21 protein-coding genes are annotated in these 17795 nt (G+C 55.1%); 18 read left to right on the top strand and 3 right to left on the bottom strand.

Annotated elements, in window-relative coordinates:
- Positions 1–18: 18 nt before the first annotated feature.
- Positions 19–621: a LysE family translocator gene (locus F3I20_RS10695; protein ID WP_150011040.1), complete on the top strand. Its 603-nt coding sequence runs from the start codon at positions 19–21 to the stop codon at positions 619–621.
- A gap of 1 nt (position 622) precedes the next feature.
- Here the strand turns inward: F3I20_RS10695 and F3I20_RS10690 are convergent, their stop codons facing one another.
- The gene (locus F3I20_RS10690; protein ID WP_150037533.1) at positions 623–1603 is read right to left on the bottom strand and encodes a LacI family DNA-binding transcriptional regulator; all 981 of its coding nucleotides are present in this window, start codon (positions 1601–1603) and stop codon (positions 623–625) included.
- 236 nt (positions 1604–1839) lie between these two features.
- Here F3I20_RS10690 and tauA point away from each other — a divergent pair, with 236 nt between their 5' ends.
- Genes tauA through tauD form a run of 4 tightly spaced genes read left to right on the top strand, consistent with a single transcriptional unit; the run spans position 1840 to position 5254 of the window.
- Positions 1840–2817 carry a taurine ABC transporter substrate-binding protein gene (gene tauA, locus F3I20_RS10685; RefSeq protein WP_150037532.1) on the top strand — a complete coding sequence of 326 codons (978 nt, stop codon included), beginning with the start codon at positions 1840–1842 and terminating at the stop codon, positions 2815–2817.
- Positions 2818–2826: 9 nt separating this feature from the next.
- Positions 2827–3594, top strand: coding sequence for a taurine ABC transporter ATP-binding subunit (gene tauB / locus F3I20_RS10680; RefSeq protein ID WP_150037531.1), 768 nt, complete (start codon positions 2827–2829; stop codon positions 3592–3594).
- Entirely contained in the window at positions 3591–4418 is an 828-nt protein-coding gene (gene tauC, locus F3I20_RS10675; RefSeq protein WP_150037530.1) for a taurine ABC transporter permease TauC, read from the top strand. The genes tauB and tauC overlap by 4 nt, the downstream gene beginning before the upstream one ends.
- Positions 4415–5254 carry a taurine dioxygenase gene (tauD, locus tag F3I20_RS10670; protein WP_150037529.1) on the top strand — a complete coding sequence of 280 codons (840 nt, stop codon included), beginning with the start codon at positions 4415–4417 and terminating at the stop codon, positions 5252–5254. Before tauC ends, tauD begins: the two co-directional genes overlap by 4 nt.
- A 32-nt stretch (positions 5255–5286) precedes the next feature.
- On the opposite strand, the gene F3I20_RS10665 is transcribed toward tauD, so the two are convergent.
- Positions 5287–7191, bottom strand: a complete 1905-nt coding sequence (locus F3I20_RS10665; RefSeq protein ID WP_150037528.1) for an ABC transporter ATP-binding protein — start codon at positions 7189–7191, stop codon at positions 5287–5289.
- 112 nt (positions 7192–7303) lie between these two features.
- Between F3I20_RS10665 and kefG the strand changes: the two genes are divergently transcribed.
- The 4 genes from kefG to slyD all read left to right on the top strand — a co-directional run bounded on the left by kefG (position 7304) and on the right by slyD (position 10628).
- Positions 7304–7855 (top strand): glutathione-regulated potassium-efflux system ancillary protein KefG, encoded by a 552-nt coding sequence (gene kefG, locus F3I20_RS10660; RefSeq protein WP_150011028.1) that lies wholly within the window; start codon positions 7304–7306, stop codon positions 7853–7855.
- Positions 7856–9664: a glutathione-regulated potassium-efflux system protein KefB gene (gene kefB / locus F3I20_RS10655; protein ID WP_013359253.1), complete on the top strand. Its 1809-nt coding sequence runs from the start codon at positions 7856–7858 to the stop codon at positions 9662–9664.
- A gap of 23 nt (positions 9665–9687) precedes the next feature.
- Positions 9688–9882 (top strand): YheV family putative zinc ribbon protein, encoded by a 195-nt coding sequence (locus F3I20_RS10650; protein WP_010253033.1) that lies wholly within the window; start codon positions 9688–9690, stop codon positions 9880–9882.
- A gap of 197 nt (positions 9883–10079) precedes the next feature.
- Positions 10080–10628 (top strand): peptidylprolyl isomerase, encoded by a 549-nt coding sequence (gene slyD, locus F3I20_RS10645; protein ID WP_150037527.1) that lies wholly within the window; start codon positions 10080–10082, stop codon positions 10626–10628.
- Between the two features lie 97 nt (positions 10629–10725).
- On the opposite strand, the gene F3I20_RS10640 is transcribed toward slyD, so the two are convergent.
- Positions 10726–10944 carry a SlyX family protein gene (locus F3I20_RS10640; RefSeq protein ID WP_013359251.1) on the bottom strand — a complete coding sequence of 73 codons (219 nt, stop codon included), beginning with the start codon at positions 10942–10944 and terminating at the stop codon, positions 10726–10728.
- 269 nt (positions 10945–11213) lie between these two features.
- Between F3I20_RS10640 and fkpA the strand changes: the two genes are divergently transcribed.
- The 9 genes from fkpA to F3I20_RS10595 form a co-directional block, all read left to right on the top strand.
- Positions 11214–12059 (top strand): FKBP-type peptidyl-prolyl cis-trans isomerase, encoded by an 846-nt coding sequence (gene fkpA, locus F3I20_RS10635; RefSeq protein ID WP_061063525.1) that lies wholly within the window; start codon positions 11214–11216, stop codon positions 12057–12059.
- Between the two features lie 166 nt (positions 12060–12225).
- Complete coding sequence (locus F3I20_RS10630) at positions 12226–12948, top strand: helix-turn-helix transcriptional regulator (RefSeq protein ID WP_013359249.1); 723 nt, start codon at positions 12226–12228, stop codon at positions 12946–12948.
- Positions 12948–13334: a sulfurtransferase complex subunit TusD gene (gene tusD, locus F3I20_RS10625; RefSeq protein ID WP_150011024.1), complete on the top strand. Its 387-nt coding sequence runs from the start codon at positions 12948–12950 to the stop codon at positions 13332–13334. The genes F3I20_RS10630 and tusD overlap by 1 nt, the downstream gene beginning before the upstream one ends.
- Entirely contained in the window at positions 13334–13693 is a 360-nt protein-coding gene (tusC, locus tag F3I20_RS10620; RefSeq protein ID WP_150011022.1) for a sulfurtransferase complex subunit TusC, read from the top strand. The genes tusD and tusC overlap by 1 nt, the downstream gene beginning before the upstream one ends.
- A 9-nt stretch (positions 13694–13702) precedes the next feature.
- A complete protein-coding gene (gene tusB, locus F3I20_RS10615) occupies positions 13703–13990 on the top strand; it encodes a sulfurtransferase complex subunit TusB (RefSeq protein ID WP_150011020.1) in 288 nt (95 codons plus the stop codon).
- A gap of 124 nt (positions 13991–14114) precedes the next feature.
- Positions 14115–14489 carry a 30S ribosomal protein S12 gene (gene rpsL, locus F3I20_RS10610; protein WP_003852912.1) on the top strand — a complete coding sequence of 125 codons (375 nt, stop codon included), beginning with the start codon at positions 14115–14117 and terminating at the stop codon, positions 14487–14489.
- Positions 14490–14585: 96 nt separating this feature from the next.
- On the top strand, positions 14586–15056 hold the full coding sequence (gene rpsG / locus F3I20_RS10605) for a 30S ribosomal protein S7 (RefSeq protein ID WP_009087603.1): 471 nt from the start codon (positions 14586–14588) through the stop codon (positions 15054–15056).
- A gap of 93 nt (positions 15057–15149) precedes the next feature.
- On the top strand, positions 15150–17264 hold the full coding sequence (gene fusA, locus F3I20_RS10600; protein ID WP_150011018.1) for an elongation factor G: 2115 nt from the start codon (positions 15150–15152) through the stop codon (positions 17262–17264).
- 68 nt (positions 17265–17332) lie between these two features.
- A partial coding sequence (locus tag F3I20_RS10595; RefSeq protein WP_150019384.1) for a GTP-binding protein occupies positions 17333–17795 on the top strand: 463 nt, incomplete at its 3' end.

The raw sequence follows: 17795 nt of genomic DNA, 5'->3' as shown, positions 1-17795 counted from the left end.
AAGGAGTACCCGATTGCCATGGAACTGAGTCTTTTCTTATCAATGTTGGGCTTTCTTTGGGTCGCGGCGATCACGCCCGGGCCTAATAATATGTTACTCACCGCCTCTGGCGCTAATTTTGGCTTTCTGCGCACCATTCCACTGATGATCGGCATCATGATTGGTATGCAGGTGATGCTGCTGATGGTGGCCTTTGGCGTTGGCGGTCTGATCCTGCTCTATCCTTCGCTGCACCTGGTGCTGAAGATCGCCGGTAGCCTCTATCTGCTCTGGCTGGCGTGGAAGATAGCAACGTCCAGCTATGAAAAGCTGGAAACCGATCAGGCACCGGATGCACCGATGCCGTTCTGGCAGGGTGGGTTGCTGCAGCTGATCAATCCAAAGGCCTGGCTGATGGCGCTGGGCGCGGTCGCCAGCTTCAGTCTGGCGGGTGATGCTTATCGCCATTCGGTGATGGCGATAAGCGTCGGCATGTTTCTGGTTAATCTGGTGTCAGGCGTGATCTGGATGGGATTTGGCGCGATGATCGGCCGCATTCTGCGCAGCCGTCGCGCCTGGAAAATCTTTAACCTTGCTATGGGGCTGCTGACTGCGGCCTGCGTGCTGTTAATCTGGTACTGAGTCAGCTGGATGCGCGTTCAACGCGCGTCCAGGGCAGCACCTCACGGATGACTGGTGCATTCGGATTACGGATCTTCTGCAGCAGCAACTGCACGCTGCGCGCGCCGAGCTGATTCATCGGTTGCTCGATGGTGGTCAGCGGTGGATTCAGGCTGCGGGTAAACGGCACGCCATCAAATCCGACGACCGCCAGATCTTCCGGCACGCGCAGCCCTGCCTCCAGCGCCGCATGAACCACGCCCACTGCCAGTACATCTGACACCGCAAACACCGCATCCGGCGGTTCCGGCAGCGCCATCAACTCCCGCATCGCCTGACTGCCCGCTTCAGGGGAGATCTCGCAGGTATAAGAAACGCCGGACCACGCATACCCGAGCTCTTCAATCGCCTGCCGGTAGCCTTTTTCACGATGATGTGAGTAGAGGTAACGCATGTCGCCGTTAACCAGCCCGATACGCTTACGTCCTTTACCGGCGAGGTAATGGATGGTGTCGCGTGCGGCTTCCAGATGATCAATGCTGACCGAGGAGGCGGGGATCTCAGGATCAAACTCACAGCACTGCACCCAGGGGGCTCCGGCGATCAGCGCCTGCAAATCCTGTAAGCCGGAGGCCGCATCCATGGTAATCACGCCATCCACCACTTTGCCGGTCAGCAGACTCAGATAGGCGGCTTCACGCTGAAGCTGCGAGGCCGAATTACAGAGCAGGATATGATAGCCATGCAGTTCCGCTTCGGCCTCGATGCCCTGAACCACGCGTGAACAGAAGGGGTTAGTGATATCCGAGATCAGCACCAGCAGCATGTTGCTTTGCGCCGTACGCAGCTGACGCGCCAGCAGATTGGGCTGATAGTCGCAGGCAGAGATTGCCGCCAGAACTTTCTCACGCGTATCGGGCTTTACGCCGGGATGCGCGTTGAGAACGCGCGATACCGTGGCTTTGGAGACGCCAGCCAGCTGAGCGACTTTCTCGATCGACATCGAATACAGAGACCTTAACAGGCAAAAACTGGGAACGCATATCAATAGCACAGGGACAATGTGAGCGCCTGACATTTTTGCTTACTTTAGCTATTTTCAGTATTTGTGATTTTTAACTTAGCTTTGCAGATAGTGATCTAAGAACTTATTTCTATTAGGGATAATTTTTAATTCCTTTATGAAACTATAGCGGCCATAGACACTGCCTCCACGATAAAAACGGTGGGGTAATGATCATGGCAGCAACACGTTTAACTTTTTTAGCCGCAGCGCTGGCGCTGCTGGCGTTTCAGGCTGATGCGGTCAATGTCACCGTGGCGTACCAGACCTCAGCCGAACCCGCGAAAGTGGCCCAGGCCGACAACAGTTTTGCAAAAGAGAGCGGGGCCAGCGTTGACTGGCGAAAGTTTGACAGCGGTGCAGGGGTATTACGCGCACTGGCGTCCGGCGACGTGCAGATTGGCAACATTGGTTCCAGTCCGTTAGCGGTCGCAGCAGCGCAGAAATTGCCAATTGAAGCGTTCTTACTCGCCTCTCAGCTGGGCAACTCTGAAGCGCTGGTGGTAAAAAAGAACATTACCTCCCCCAACGATCTCATCGGCAAACGCATCGCGGTGCCATTCATCTCAACTACCCACTACAGCCTGCTGGCTGCACTGAAACACTGGGGCATCAAGCCGTCGCAGGTTCAGCTGGTAAACCTGCAGCCGCCAGCAATTATCGCGGCCTGGCAGCGTGGCGATATTGATGGTGCCTATGTCTGGGCTCCTGCAGTCAATGAGCTGGAGAAAGAGGGCAAGGTGTTAACCGACTCTGCGGAAGTGGGGAGCTGGGGTTCACCGACGCTGGATGTCTGGGTAGTCCGCAAAGATTTTGCCGAACAGCACCCGGAGATCGTGACCGCCTTTGCCCGCAGCGCGATTGATGCGCAGCAGGCCTATCTTAACAGTCCCGACAGCTGGCTGAAGCAGCCCGATAACCTCAGCAAACTCTCACGCCTGAGCGGGGTGCCGGAAGCGCAGGTGCCGGGTCTGGTCAAGGGTAATACCTACCTGACGGCGCAGCAGCAGGTTGAGCAACTGGGCAAGCCGGTCAATAAGGCGATCGTCGATACCGCGCAGTTCCTGAAAGCGCAGGGCCGGGTGCCGCAGGCTGATAATGACTACAGCAGTTACGTGACCTCCCGTTTCGTCGAGCCATTAGTTAAACCGTAAGGAGGCACTATGCTGCGCATCGCTCACCTTAATGCCCGTTATGCCGGACAGCCTGTGTTGCAGGATATCAATCTGCAACTGGATAGCCAGGAGCTGCTGGTCGTGCTCGGTCCCTCCGGCTGCGGAAAAACCACGCTGCTTAATCTGGTGGCCGGATTCCTGCCGGTGGAGTCGGGCAGCATCACGCTGGATAACCAGCCAGTGACCGGGCCAGGCGCGGAGCGCGGCGTGGTGTTTCAGCATGAAGGATTACTGCCGTGGCGCAACGTGCTGGATAACGTTTCCTTTGGGCTGCAGCTGGCGGGGATGCCGCGCCAGGCACGTGAGGGCATAGCACGGAAACTCATCAGGCAGGTCGGGCTGGAAGGGGCGGAAAAGCGCGCCATCTGGCAGTTGTCCGGCGGTCAGCGTCAACGGGTAGGTATTGCCCGCGCGCTGGCCACCGATCCGCAACTGCTGCTGCTGGATGAGCCGTTTGGCGCACTGGATGCTTTTACCCGTGAGCAGATGCAGACACTGCTGCTGACGCTATGGCGCGACAGTGGTAAACAGATTCTGCTGATTACACACGATATCGAAGAGGCGATTTTCCTCGCCAGTGAACTGATTCTGCTGTCGCCAGGACCGGGCCGCATCGTGGAGCGGCTGCGGCCCGAATTTGGCCGCCGTTTTGCTGCGGGAGAGTCGTGCCGCAGCATCAAATCCGATCCGCAGTTTATCGCCCAGCGCGAATATGTGCTGAGCCGGGTATTTGATCAGCGGGAGGCGTTTGCATGAGCGCGTTAATCCACGATAAGTCTCTGCCGGTGCGCCGCAGGCTGCGCTGGCCGTTTTCAACCGCCTTTACGCTGAGCGTGCTGAGCCTCTCTCTGCTGTTACTGTTCTGGTGGGGCGTCACCGCGCTGGGCCTGATTGCTCCGCTGTTCCTGCCGTCGCCGCAGCAGGTGTTCAGCAAGCTGCTGGTGATTGCCAGCGCACAGGGCTTTATGGATGCCACGCTCTGGCAGCATCTTGCCGCCAGCCTGACGCGGATGCTGATTGCGCTGACGGCTGCTGCCGCTATCGGTATTCCGGTGGGGATTCTGATGGGCCTTAGCCCGGTCGCTCGCGGGCTGCTCGATCCGCTGATTGAGCTTTATCGTCCGATTCCGCCACTCGCCTATCTGCCGCTGATGGTGATCTGGTTCGGCATTGGTGAGACCTCGAAAATCCTGCTGATCTATCTGGCGATCTTCGCGCCCGTGACGCTCTCTACCCTGGCCGGGGTGCGTAACACGCAGCAGGTACGTATTCGCGCGGCTCGTTCGCTGGGGGCTAACCGCTGGCAGCTGCTGCGCTGGGTGATCCTGCCAGGTGCGCTGCCAGAAATTCTGACCGGTCTGCGCATTGGTCTGGGAGTGGGCTGGTCAACGCTGGTGGCAGCGGAGTTGATTGCCGCCACGCGCGGCCTCGGTTTTATGGTGCAGTCAGCGGGTGAGTTCCTCGCCACCGATGTGGTGCTCGCGGGTATAGCGGTAATCGCCTTTATCGCTTTTAGCTTAGAACTTGGGCTCCGCGCGTTGCAGCGCCGTCTGACGCCCTGGAGTGGAGAACAGTCATGAATGAACGTCTCAGTTTTACCCCGCTTGGCCCCTATATCGGCGCACAGGTTTCAAATCTGGATGTCTCCCGGCCATTAAGTGATGCGCAGTTTGAACAGCTTTACCATGGCCTGCTGCGCCACCAGGTGCTGTTTCTGCGTGACCAGAAAATTACGCCGGAACAGCATCGCGCCCTGGCGATCCGCTTTGGCGACCTGCATATCCATCCGGTCTATCCCCACGCACAAGGCGTTGAGGAGATAATCGTACTGGATACGCATCAGGATAATCCGCCGGATAACGACAACTGGCACACCGACGTTACCTTTATCGACACGCCACCAGCTATCGCTTTACTGGCATCAAAAGTGTTGCCGGAGGCGGGCGGTGACACGCTCTGGACCAGCGGCATTGCAGCTTACGAGGCACTCTCAGAACCCTTTAAGCAGCTGCTGGCAGGCCTGAGTGCCGAGCATGACTTCAAAAAGTCGTTTCAGGAGTATAAGTACCGCAAAACCAGAGAGGAGCATCAGCGCTGGCAGCAGGCGGTGGCTAAGCATCCGCCAGTGCAGCATCCGGTGATCCGCACGCATCCGGTCAGCGGCAAAAAAGCGCTGTTTGTGAATGAGGGTTTTACCACGCGGATTGTGGAGTTAAGCGAGAAGGAGAGTGATGCGCTGTTGGGCTTCCTGTTTGCGCATGCCACCAAACCCGAGTTTCAGGTGCGCTGGCGCTGGCAGCCAGACGATCTGGCTATCTGGGATAATCGGGTCACGCAGCATTATGCTAATGCCGACTACTATCCTGCCCGGCGGATCATGCAGCGGGCGACGGTGCTGGGCGATAAACCGCGTTGAAAGAGACGCTCCCCGCGAGCGGGGAGCGTTTTTTATGAGGACATCATCTGTTCGAGCTGTTCCTGGGCTTCCAGCCACGCCATCTCAACCTCTTCCAGCGCAGATTTACTCTCGGCCTGACGCTGCAGCGCGGTGGTCAGGTCCGCTTTACGGCGCTGATCATAAATCGCACTGTCTGAGAGCTGCGCTTCGGCATCGGCCAGCTGGCTCTGCCATTTGCTCATCTGCTTTTCCAGCTTCTCGATCTCTTTGCGAAGTGGTTGCGTCTGGGTGCGGAGTTCGGCATCGCGGCGCTTCTGATCTTTACGCGCCTGGGCACTGTTGCCGTTATCCTGCTTCGGTGCTGCATCCTGTTGCGCCTGCTGTTTCTGCAGATCGCTCAGCCACTGCTGATAATCTTCGAGGTCGCCCTCAAACACATCCACTTTGCCATCGTGCACCAGATAAAGATCGTCGGTGGTGGCACGCAGCAGGTGACGGTCGTGCGACACCACCACCAGCGCCCCTTCGAAGTCGATCAACGCTTCGGTCAGCGCCTGACGCATATCGAGATCCAGGTGGTTGGTAGGTTCATCGAGCAGCAGCAGGTTAGGGCGCTGCCAGACAATCAGGGCCAGCACCAGTCGCGCCTTCTCACCGCCGGAGAAGCGTTCGGTGTTTTCAGTGACTTTATCGCCACGGAAATCGAATCCACCCAGATAGTCGCGCAGCTGCTGCTCCAGCACGTTCGGCGCAATGCGCGACAGATGCTGCAGCGGCGACTCGTCAGCCCGCAGGTACTCCAGCTGATGCTGGGCGAAGTAACCGAGCTTGATCCCTTTCGCCAGCCCCATCCTGCCGTCCATCGCTTCCAGCTCGCCCGCCAGCAGCTTGATCAGGGTCGATTTACCCGCCCCGTTACGTCCCAGCAGGCCGATGCGCGATCCCGGAACCAGGTTGAGCTTGATGGCGTCGAGAATGATACGGTCGCCATAGCCCGCGGTGACCTTCTCCATCTTCAGAATCGGGTTGGGCAGATTCTCCGGCTTGCGGAAGGTGAAGCTGAACGGGTTATCGACATGGGCCGGCGCAATCATCTCCATCCGCTCCAGCATCTTGATGCGGCTCTGCGCCTGCTTCGCTTTGGTGGCCTGGGCGCGGAAGCGATCAATGTAGCTGTGTAAGTGCGCCACTTTCTCCTGCTGACTTTCATACAGCGCCTGCTGCTGAGCCAGCTTGGCGACGCGCTGTCGCTCAAAGGAGCTGTAGTTGCCGGTGTATTCGAACATTGACTCCTGTTCGATATGAATAATTTTGTCGATGACCGGATCAAGGAAGTCCCGATCGTGCGAGATCAGGATCAGCGTGCCTTCATAGCTCTTCAGCCAGCGCTCCAGCCAGATGACCGCATCGAGATCGAGGTGGTTGGTGGGTTCATCCAGCAACAGCAGGTCGGAGGGGCAAATCAGCGCCTGCGCCAGGTTAAGGCGCATACGCCAGCCGCCGGAGAAGTCGCTGACCGGACGCTGCAACTGTTCCTGACTGAAGCCCAGACCATGCAGCAGGCTGGAGGCGCGCGCATGGATGCTCCACGCCTGCACCGCGTCCAGTTTGCCATGCAGCAGCGCAATGGCATTGCCATCGTCGCGCAGATTGGCGTCCGCCAGTTCTGCTTCAAGCTGGCGAAACTGACGATCGCCATCAATCACGTACTCCAGTGCAGCTTTATCCAGCGCGGGAGTTTCCTGATTCACCCAGGCCAGCGCCCAGTGAGCAGGAAAGGTGACGGTGCCGGCATCGCTGGTGATCTCACCTTTTAACAGCGACAGCAGCGTGGATTTACCACAGCCGTTTTTACCCACCAGCCCGACCTTCTGACCGGGATTAATGGTGGCGGTGGCGTTGTCGAGCAGGACGCGGATGCCGCGACGAATTTGTAAGGCAGAGAAGACAATCATGTAAGCGCCGTATCGTCAGAATATGTTAATTTACTGGCAACATAATGAGATTTTGCTGCGTCGTGCATGGTAGCCGAAAACCGCACCAATGACGACGCTTTGGAGGGAAAGGATGTCGCAGCCACCCCGCGTGTTACTGCTTTTTGCTCATCCGGAATTACAGGATTCCGTCGCTAACCGGATTTTGTTGCAGTCGGCGCAGGCACTGGAACACGTCACCGTGCACGATTTGTACGCCACCTATCCGGATTTTTTTATCGATATTCATCATGAACAGCAGCTACTGCGTGAACATGATGTCATCATTTTTCAACATCCGCTCTATACCTATAGCTGTCCGGCCCTGCTGAAAGAGTGGCTGGATCGGGTGCTGTCGCGCGGTTTTGCCAATGGCGTGGATGGCAATGCGCTGGAAGGCAAGTACTGGCGCAGCGTTGTGACGACCGGGGAGCCGGAGAGCGCCTTTAAACAGCAGGGGCTGAACCGCTATTCACTCAATGACATTATGCGGCCTTTTGAGCTGACTGCGCAGATGTGCCGCATGCACTGGATGCCGCCGATGATCGTCTACTGGGCGCGTCGGCAGAGTCCTGAACTGATGAAAAATTATGCCCGCGCCTATGGCGAGTGGCTGGCAGCACCGCTGCCGAATGGAGGGGTATAGATGGAAGGGCAAACGCTGCTGACCGCCGGGGTGATTTATCTGGTCGCGGCGGTATTGATTGTACCGGTGGCAGCTCGCCTCGGTATTGGTGCAGTTCTGGGCTATCTGGTGGCGGGTATCGCCATCGGCCCCTGGGGATTAGGCTTTATCAGCGACGTCGATGAGATTCTCCACTTCTCTGAGCTTGGCGTGGTTTTCCTGATGTTTATTATCGGGCTGGAGCTGAACCCGGCAAAGCTGTGGGCGCTGCGCCGCTCCATTTTTGGCGTCGGCGCAGCGCAGGTGATCTTCTCAGCAGCCATTCTGGGCGGCTTATTATGGCTGACCGACTTTAGCTGGCAGGCGGCAATCATCGGCGGGATTGGTCTGGCGATGTCTTCGACCGCCATGGCGCTGCAGCTGATGATGGATAAAGGTATGAACCGCAGCGAAGCGGGGCAGCTGGGCTTTTCGGTGCTGCTGTTTCAGGATATCGCGGTGATCCCGGCCCTGGCGCTGATCCCGCTGCTGGCCGGAACCGACAGCGGCCATATCGACTGGATGAAGGTCGGCATGAAAGTGCTGGCGTTTGCCGGGATGCTGGTGGGTGGGCGTTATCTGCTGCGGCCTATCTTCCGCTATATCGCCGCATCAGGTGTCCGTGAGGTCTTTACCGCGGCGTCGCTGCTGCTGGTGCTGGGTTCGGCGCTGTTTATGGATGCGCTGGGCCTGTCGATGGCGCTGGGCACCTTTATTGCCGGGATCCTGCTGGCAGAAAGTGAATACCGGCATGAGCTGGAAGTCGCTATCGACCCGTTTAAGGGGTTACTGCTGGGCCTGTTCTTTATTTCGGTGGGCATGGCGCTCAACCTCGGTGTGCTCTATACCCATATTGTGACCATCCTGCTGGGCGTGGTGACGCTGGTGGCGGTGAAAACGCTGGTGCTCTATCTGCTGGCGCGCATTTATGGTCTGCGCAGTTCCGAGCGACAGCAGTTTGCTGGCGTACTGAGTCAGGGCGGCGAGTTCGCCTTTGTGCTTTTTTCAGCGGCCTCGTCGGCGAAACTCTTCTCAGGCGACCAGTTGCCGATGCTGCTGGTGACCGTGACGCTGTCGATGATGACCACGCCGCTGCTGATGAAGGGTATCGACCGACTGCTGGCTCGCCGCTTTAATGAGCCGGACGAAAATGCAGAGAAACACTTTGTCGAAGATGATCAGCCGCAGGTGATTGTGGTGGGCTTTGGTCGCTTTGGTCAGGTGATAGGCCGCCTGCTGATGGCGAACAACAAACGCATTACCGTGCTGGAGCGCGACATCAGTGTCGTGAGTCTGATGCGTAAATATGGCTATAAGGTCTATTACGGTGATGCCACAGAGCTGGAGCTACTGCGTGCCGCCGGTGCAGCCAGCGCGCAGTCGATTGTGATCACCTGTAATGAGCCGGAAGATGTGATGACTATCGTGCACCTGTGCCAGCAGCATTTTCCGCAGCTGCAGATTCAGGCGCGCGCCCGGGGCCGTGTGGAAGCGCATGAGCTGCTACAGGCAGGCGTTACACAGTTCTCGCGTGAGACATTCTCCAGTGCGCTGGAGCTGGGCCGTAAAACATTAATGTCGCTGGGGATGCATCCCCATCAGGCGCATCGCGCCCAGCAGCATTTCCGCCGGCTTGATATGCGGATGCTGCGCGAGCTGGTACCGACGCTCTCTGAAAGCGCGGCGCAGGCCTCACGCGTCCGTGAAGCCCGGCGTGAACTGGAAGATATCTTCCAGCGCGAAATGCAGCGCGAAAAGCGGCAGATCGACGGCTGGGACGATGATCAATAACCTTTTTAAACAGGTAGAAGCTCATGCGTAAACGTTTTATTGCTGGTGCGACATGCCCGCACTGCCAGGAGAAGGACACGCTGGCAATGTGGCGTGAAAACAATGTGGATGTGGTGGAGTGCGTCAAGTGTGGTCATCAGATGCGTGAGGCAGATAAGCAGGCGCGCGATCAGGTTCGCACTAACGAGCAGGTTATCGGCATTTTTCATCCTGAATAGTGGAATCGGGCAGCTTTTTTCACGCTTAAACTTACAGCGGGATTGAATTCCGTTACAATTGACGCCATTAAGGCTGAAGTCGCAAGAGAAAGTGAAACCCCTCTTGTACTCAACCCCGAACCTTTCTGGTTGGTGTTATTGCACGCAAGAATAGACCAATGAGACGGGATCTCAGCTCTCAACGGTTAGGAGATATCATGAAAGTAGCAAAAGACCTGGTGGTAAGCCTGGCCTATCAGGTACGTACAGAAGACGGCGTGTTAGTTGACGAGTCACCGGTGAGTGCACCGTTAGACTACCTGCACGGTCATGGTTCCCTGATTTCTGGTCTGGAAAATGCGCTGGAAAACCACGTTGCCGGCGACAAGTTTGACGTGCATATCCCGGCAAACGATGCTTACGGTCAATATGATGACAATCTGGTGCAGCGCGTACCTAAAGACGTCTTCATGGGCGTTGACGAACTGCAGGTTGGCATGCGCTTCCTGGCAGAGACCGATCAGGGTCCGGTACCGGTAGAAATCACCGAAGTGGAAGACGATCACGTCGTGGTTGATGGTAACCACATGCTGGCGGGTCAGAACCTGAACTTCAATGTTGAGGTGGTTGCTATCCGTGAAGCCACACCGGAAGAGCTGGCTCATGGCCACGTTCACGGTGCAGATGGCCATCATCATGACCACGATCACGGCCACGACCACGGTAAAGGCGGTTGTGGTACTGGCGGTTGCGGCTGCAGCCACTAAGTCTCACCAGACCTTTCAAGGCCACCTCCGGGTGGCCTTTCTTTTGGCTGATACTCTGATCCGGCCCGGCAGAACCAGGGCCAGATACCGCCCACCATCAGTAGTGTGGCGGAGGCGTCTCTTCAGACTGCGAGGCGACCATCGATGGCGCATTTGCTTTGAGCTTGTCGGTTAAAATGCGCATCTGCTCACGCATCTTGTTCATCTCCAGCTCGTGCTGAACCACCGCGCTGTTCAGCTGCTCAATGGTCATCTCCTGAAAGGCCAGTTTGCTCTCTAACGTCTCCAGACGCTGTTCCCACTCAGATTGTTGCATGACCTGTTCCTCTGTTAAGGTGCGACTCGGGGCGTGATTCTACGACCTGAATGCCAGGAATCACCTGTTTTTTTTACGCCCGGAGGCGTTGCGCTTGAAAAAAGGCAGCGCGGCATCATCTCTGATGAAACTTCCCGATGTTATAAAGGTCGGAGGTAGACCGGGTAATTACATTGTGGGAGTGTTCGACACTGCCACGTAAAGTTATAGTGTGGGCTCTGAAGTCCGCAATGTTTCCCGAGGTTAGACGCTTCGGTTTTGGAGAATGGATGAAATCACTGTTTAAAGTCACATTGTTAGCTACCACCATGGCTGTTGCACTGAATGCATCAATGGCAATGGCAGCAGACACCGCTGCGGCACCACAGGCTGCACCAGCCGCCGCGCCACAGTCCGCGCCTCAGGCACCTAAGAATGCGGCCTTCAAAGATGAAGACCAGCAGTCTGCCTATGCACTGGGTGCTTCACTGGGTCGCTACATGGACAACTCCCTGAAGGAACAGGAAAAACTGGGTATCAAACTGGATAAGCAGCAGCTGATTGCTGGTGTTCAGGATGCGTTTGGTGGCAAGAGCAAACTGTCTGACGAAGAGATTGAGCAGACATTGCAATCCTTTGAAGGCCGCGTGAAAGGCGCAGCCTCAGCGAAAATGGAAAAAGATGCGAAAGAGAACGCTGAAAAGGGCGACGCTTTCGCGACCAAATTTGCTAAAGAGAGCGGCGTGAAGAAAACCGAAAGCGGCCTGTTATATAAAGTTGAGAAAGAAGGTACCGGCGACGCACCTAAAGATAGCGATACTGTCGTGGTTAACTACAAAGGTACGCTGATCGACGGTAATGAATTCGACAACTCTTATACCCGTGGCGAGCCACTCTCATTCCGTCTGGACGGTGTGATCCCAGGCTGGACTGAAGGTCTGAAGCACGTGAAGAAAGGCGGCAAAATCAAGCTGGTGATCCCACCGAATCTGGCTTACGGTAAAAATGGCGTTCCGGGCATTCCGGCTAACTCCACCCTGGTCTTTGATGTTGAACTGCTTGATATCAAACCCGCGCCAAAAGCAGATGAAAAAGCACAGGCTCCTGCGCCTGCTGCTGCAGAAAAAGCGCAGTAATCTGTTGACCGCCGCCTCCGGGCGGCGGTTTCATTTTAGCTTCACGACAAACCTCTGGCATAAGCCGACGACATTTGCCAGACTAATGCCTGCCTAATTATCCCAATATTGAGTCTGCCCATAAGCCGCTGTGACAGGCTCCAGCCATTCAGGGTGATACTCTTCAATGTCTAATCCATTCAATCCGGGTGAACTGAGCGACTTCGATCTTCTGGAGCAGCGCCCGTTCGAAGAAACTGATTACGATATTCTGAAATCGTACGAGGCTGTCGTGGATGGCCTGGCGATGTTGATCGGCTCGCATTGTGAAATTGTCCTGCATTCGCTGGAAGACCTTAAGTGTTCGGCCGTGCGTATCGCCAATGGTGAACACACCGGCCGTAAGGTCGGTTCGCCGATTACCGATCTGGCCCTGCGTATGCTGCATGATATGCATGGCGCGGACAGTAATGTTTCACGTGCCTATTTCACACGTGCTAAAAGTGGCGTGCTGATGAAGTCGGTCACCATTGCGATTCGCAACCGTCAGCAGCGGGTCATTGGCCTGCTCTGCATCAACATGAACCTGGATGTCCCTTTCTCACAGATCATGTCGACCTTTATGCCGCCAGAAATGCAGCAGGTTGACTCCAACGTCAACTTTGCCAGTTCGGTCGATGATCTGGTGATGCAGACGCTGGAGTTCACCATTGAAGAGGTCAGCGCTGATCGCAATGTGTCCAACAACGCCAAGAATCGCCAGATTGTGTTGAACCTGTATGAGAAGGGAATCTTCGATATCAAAGATGCCATCAACCAGGTGGCCGATCGGCTGAACATTTCGAAGCACACCGTCTATCTCTACATCCGCCAGTTTAAAAATGGCGACTTTCAGGGACAGGATCGGTAATGCGCTATACCCTGCTGGTCACCGGTCCGGCTTACGGTACGCAACAGGCGACCAGTGCATATCTGTTTGCCCGCGCACTGCTGGCGGCAGGCCATCAGCTTGACAGCGTTTTCTTTTATCGCGAAGGCGTGCTGAACGCTAACCAGCTGACGGCACCGGCCAGCGATGAGTTTGATCTGGTACGCGCGTGGCAGGCATTACATCAGGAGGAGGGTGTGGCACTGAACATCTGTGTAGCGGCTGCGCTACGGCGTGGCGTCAGCGATCAGCAGGAAGCGGCCCGACTCCAGCTGGCGGGCAGTAACCTGCAGCCGGGTTTTACACTGAGCGGGCTGGGTGCGCTGGCAGAAGCGGCGCTGAGCTGTGAACGTATGGTGCAGTTCTGATGAATCGTGTCGCATTTGTCTTTACCCGGGCACCGCACGGTAGCAGCGCAGGGCGCGAGGGGCTGGATGCTGCGCTGGCTACGGGCGCACTCAGTGAAGATATCGGCCTGTTTTTTATTGGTGATGGCGTGCTGCAGCTTAATCAGCACCAGCAGCCTGAGGCGATTAAGAGTCGTCACTATGCCGCGACCTTTGGCGTGCTGGCGCTGTATGACATTGAACAGTGCTATCTCTGCCGGACATCGCTGATAGCACGTGGATTAGCGATTGACGCTCACCGGTTGCTGAATGTTACGCTACTGGACGCGCCGGCGCTGCGGCAGACGCTGGCCAGCTACGATCGCATTCTGACTTTTTAAGAGACGTTAATGCTGCACACCTTAATACATTCACCGGCACACTGTGACCTCGAAACCCTGCTTTTAATCGCGGGTGAGGGTGATGACCTGCTGCTACTGCAGGATGGCGTGCTGGCTGCCTTAGCGGGCAGTCGCGTACTGATGCGGCTATCAGAATGTGAAGCCACGCTGTGGGTGCTTGCTGAGGATGTCCAGGCGCGCGGACTCACTGAACAAATTTCGACCAGCGTGCAGTCAATAGACTATACTGGCTTTGTCACGCTAACGAGCAGGCATCAGCAACAAATGGTCTGGTAATCGGCTAAAACCTGGTTATTTCTTGACACCCTTTTGACTCAGCCCTAAAATTCTGCCTCCTCGTAATTCTACGAGGCGATTTATTACGTGTTTACGAAGCAAAAGCAAATCCAGGAGCTATTTAATGGCAACAGTTAACCAGCTGGTTCGCAAACCACGCGTCCGCAAAGTTGCAAAGAGCAACGTGCCGGCGCTGGAAGCTTGCCCGCAAAAACGTGGCGTTTGTACTCGTGTGTACACCACCACTCCTAAGAAACCAAACTCTGCACTGCGTAAAGTCTGCCGTGTGCGTTTGACCAACGGTTTTGAAGTTACCTCCTACATCGGCGGTGAAGGTCATAACCTGCAGGAACACTCCGTGATCCTGATCCGTGGCGGTCGTGTAAAAGACCTGCCAGGTGTGCGTTACCACACCGTTCGTGGCGCGCTGGACTGCTCAGGTGTTAAAGACCGTAAGCAGGCTCGCTCCAAGTACGGCGTGAAGAAGCCAAAGGCTTAATGGTTCTCCGTTAAGTAAGGCCAAACGTTTTAAATTAAATGTCAAAATAAACTCATAGAGTTTTGGACAATCCTGAATTAACAACGGAGTATTTCCATGCCACGTCGTCGCGTCATTGGTCAGCGTAAAATTCTGCCAGATCCTAAGTTCGGATCAGAGCTGCTGGCCAAATTTGTAAATATCCTGATGGTAGATGGTAAAAAATCTACTGCAGAATCAATTGTTTATACCGCGCTTGAGACCCTGGCTCAGCGTTCAGGTAAAAACTCCCTGGAAGCCTTTGAAGTAGCACTGGAAAACGTGCGTCCGACTGTTGAAGTTAAGTCACGTCGCGTTGGTGGTTCTACTTATCAGGTACCAGTTGAAGTCCGTCCGGTTCGTCGTAATGCCCTGGCAATGCGCTGGATCGTAGATGCTGCTCGTAAACGTGGTGATAAATCAATGGCTCTTCGCCTGGCGAACGAACTTTCTGATGCTGCAGAGAACAAAGGTACTGCAGTGAAGAAACGTGAAGACGTTCACCGTATGGCTGAAGCCAACAAGGCGTTCGCACACTACCGCTGGTAACAGTCGCGTAGTTATTGTTAAACCAGCGGGCGCCCAAATGGCCAACCCGCTGGGGTTGACTAATTTTGAACGTCCGAAAAACCGAGGAATAAAATGGCTCGTAAAACACCCATTGCTCGCTACCGTAACATCGGTATCAGTGCGCACATCGACGCCGGTAAAACTACCACTACCGAACGTGTTCTGTTCTACACCGGTGTAAACCACAAAATCGGTGAAGTACATGACGGCGCAGCAACTATGGACTGGATGGAGCAGGAACAGGAACGTGGTATTACTATCACTTCCGCTGCGACCACCTGTTACTGGTCTGGTATGGCTAAGCAGTTTGAACCACACCACATCAACATCATCGACACCCCAGGACACGTTGACTTCACCATCGAAGTAGAACGTTCTATGCGTGTTCTTGATGGCGCGGTAATGGTTTACTGTGCAGTTGGTGGCGTTCAGCCACAGTCTGAGACCGTATGGCGTCAGGCTAACAAATACAAAGTTCCACGCATTGCGTTCGTCAACAAAATGGACCGCATGGGTGCAAACTTCCTGAAAGTTGTTAACCAGATGGAAGTTCGTCTGGGCGCAACTCCAGTTCCTCTGCAGCTGGCTATCGGCGCAGAAGAGAAATTCACCGGTGTTGTTGACCTGGTGAAAATGAAAGCCATCAACTGGAACGACGAAGACCAGGGTGTAACCTTCGTTTACGAAGATATCCCAGCTGATATGCAGGAACTGGCTGAAGAATGGCGTGCGAAGCTGGTTGAAGCCGCTGCTGAAGGCTCTGATGAGCTGATGGAGAAATTCTTCGGCGGTGAAGAACTGACTGAAGAAGAGATCAAAACATCTCTGCGTAAGCGTGTTCTAAACAACGAAATCATCCTGGTAACCTGTGGTTCTGCATTTAAGAACAAAGGTGTTCAGGCGATGCTGGATGCAGTTGTTGAATATCTGCCAGCACCAACTGACGTTACCGCGATCAACGGTATGCTGGACGACGGTAAAGACACGCCGGCTGTTCGTCACTCAGACGACAACGAGCCGTTTGCTGCACTGGCGTTCAAAATTGCTACCGACCCGTTTGTGGGTAACCTGACCTTCTTCCGCGTTTACTCTGGTGTTGTTAACACAGGTGACACCGTGTTCAACCCGGTTAAGTCAAACCGTGAGCGTCTGGGCCGTATCGTTCAGATGCACGCTAACAAGCGTGAAGAAATCAAAGAAGTCCGTGCGGGTGATATCGCCGCTGCGATCGGCCTGAAAGATGTGACCACTGGTGATACCCTGTGTGACCCAGAGAACGTCATCATCCTTGAGCGCATGGAGTTCCCGGAGCCGGTAATCTCTATCGCCGTTGAACCAAAAACCAAAGCTGACCAGGAAAAAATGGGTCTGGCTCTGGGCCGTCTGGCGAAAGAAGACCCATCATTCCGCGTATGGACTGATGAAGAATCTAACCAGACCATCATCGCCGGTATGGGTGAATTGCACCTCGACATCATCGTTGACCGTATGAAGCGTGAATTCAACGTTGAAGCAAACGTGGGTAAACCACAGGTTGCTTACCGTGAAGCGATTCGCAACAAAGTTACCGATGTTGAAGGTAAACACGCCAAGCAGTCTGGTGGTCGTGGTCAGTATGGTCATGTTGTTATCGACATGTACCCACTGGAGCCAGGTTCGAACCCGAAAGGTTACGAATTTATCAACGACATCAAAGGTGGTGTGATTCCTGGCGAATACATCCCTGCGGTTGACAAAGGTATCCAGGAGCAGCTGAAATCAGGCCCTCTGGCTGGTTATCCGGTTGTGGATCTGGGCGTGCGTCTGCACTTCGGTTCTTACCATGATGTCGACTCCTCAGAACTGGCGTTTAAACTGGCCGCGTCTATTGCCTTCAAACAAGGCTTTAAACAAGCGACACCTGTTCTGCTTGAGCCTATCATGAAGGTTGAAGTTGAAACGCCAGAAGAGAACACGGGTGATGTCATCGGTGACCTTAGCCGTCGTCGTGGTATGCTTAAAGGGCAGGAATCTAACGCTACTGGCGTTCAGATTCACGCTGAAGTTCCGCTGTCTGAAATGTTCGGATACGCAACTCAGCTGCGTTCTCTGACCAAAGGTCGTGCTTCTTACTCCATGGAGTTCCTGAAGTATGACGATGCGCCGAACAACGTAGCGCAGGCCGTTATTGAAGCTCGTAGCAAATAAGCTACGGTTTAAATTTGAACTGATGCCTTCACCCAGATGGTGAAGGCACAACGTAAGGAATTATCGCCATGGCGAAAGAGCAATTTCAGCGTAACAAACTGCACGTAAACGTGGGCACCATCGGTCACGTCGACCACGGTAAAACCACTCTGACTGCAGCTATCACTACCGTACTGTCTAAAACTTACGGCGGTCAGGCTCGTGCATTCGATCAGATCGATAACGCACCAGAAGAGAAAGCTCGTGGTATCACCATCAACACTTCACACGTTGAATATGAAACCCCGACTCGTCACTATGCACACGTTGACTGCCCAGGCCACGCCGACTATGTGAAAAACATGATCACCGGTGCTGCGCAGATGGACGGCGCGATCCTGGTTGTTGCTGCAACTGATGGCCCAATGCCACAGACCCGTGAGCACATCCTGCTGGGTCGTCAGGTTGGCGTTCCTTACATCATCGTGTTCCTGAACAAGTGCGACATGGTTGATGATGAAGAGCTGCTGGAACTGGTTGAGATGGAAGTGC

The organism is Candidatus Pantoea gossypiicola (assembly GCF_008632075.1).
Taxonomy (GTDB): Bacteria; Pseudomonadota; Gammaproteobacteria; order Enterobacterales; family Enterobacteriaceae; genus Pantoea; species Pantoea gossypiicola.
This window is presented reverse-complemented; position numbering and strand designations above follow the sequence as displayed.

Bases quoted from the DNA above. Each gene is read 5' to 3' on its own strand.
- kefB (WP_013359253.1), top strand. From the start codon at position 7,856: ATGGAAGGGCAAACGCTGCTGACCGCCGGGGTGATTTATCTGGTCGCG.
- F3I20_RS10690 (WP_150037533.1), bottom strand. From the start codon at position 1,603: ATGTCGATCGAGAAAGTCGCTCAGCTGGCTGGCGTCTCCAAAGCCACG.
- rpsG (WP_009087603.1), top strand. From the start codon at position 14,586: ATGCCACGTCGTCGCGTCATTGGTCAGCGTAAAATTCTGCCAGATCCT.
- tauA (WP_150037532.1), top strand. From the start codon at position 1,840: ATGGCAGCAACACGTTTAACTTTTTTAGCCGCAGCGCTGGCGCTGCTG.
- tusD (WP_150011024.1), top strand. From the start codon at position 12,948: ATGCGCTATACCCTGCTGGTCACCGGTCCGGCTTACGGTACGCAACAG.
- F3I20_RS10665 (WP_150037528.1), bottom strand. From the start codon at position 7,191: ATGATTGTCTTCTCTGCCTTACAAATTCGTCGCGGCATCCGCGTCCTG.
- kefG (WP_150011028.1), top strand. From the start codon at position 7,304: ATGTCGCAGCCACCCCGCGTGTTACTGCTTTTTGCTCATCCGGAATTA.
- F3I20_RS10640 (WP_013359251.1), bottom strand. From the start codon at position 10,944: ATGCAACAATCTGAGTGGGAACAGCGTCTGGAGACGTTAGAGAGCAAA.
- rpsL (WP_003852912.1), top strand. From the start codon at position 14,115: ATGGCAACAGTTAACCAGCTGGTTCGCAAACCACGCGTCCGCAAAGTT.
- tauC (WP_150037530.1), top strand. From the start codon at position 3,591: ATGAGCGCGTTAATCCACGATAAGTCTCTGCCGGTGCGCCGCAGGCTG.
- fkpA (WP_061063525.1), top strand. From the start codon at position 11,214: ATGAAATCACTGTTTAAAGTCACATTGTTAGCTACCACCATGGCTGTT.
- tauD (WP_150037529.1), top strand. From the start codon at position 4,415: ATGAATGAACGTCTCAGTTTTACCCCGCTTGGCCCCTATATCGGCGCA.
- F3I20_RS10695 (WP_150011040.1), top strand. From the start codon at position 19: ATGGAACTGAGTCTTTTCTTATCAATGTTGGGCTTTCTTTGGGTCGCG.
- F3I20_RS10650 (WP_010253033.1), top strand. From the start codon at position 9,688: ATGCGTAAACGTTTTATTGCTGGTGCGACATGCCCGCACTGCCAGGAG.
- F3I20_RS10630 (WP_013359249.1), top strand. From the start codon at position 12,226: ATGTCTAATCCATTCAATCCGGGTGAACTGAGCGACTTCGATCTTCTG.
- tusB (WP_150011020.1), top strand. From the start codon at position 13,703: ATGCTGCACACCTTAATACATTCACCGGCACACTGTGACCTCGAAACC.
- tusC (WP_150011022.1), top strand. From the start codon at position 13,334: ATGAATCGTGTCGCATTTGTCTTTACCCGGGCACCGCACGGTAGCAGC.
- tauB (WP_150037531.1), top strand. From the start codon at position 2,827: ATGCTGCGCATCGCTCACCTTAATGCCCGTTATGCCGGACAGCCTGTG.
- slyD (WP_150037527.1), top strand. From the start codon at position 10,080: ATGAAAGTAGCAAAAGACCTGGTGGTAAGCCTGGCCTATCAGGTACGT.
- fusA (WP_150011018.1), top strand. From the start codon at position 15,150: ATGGCTCGTAAAACACCCATTGCTCGCTACCGTAACATCGGTATCAGT.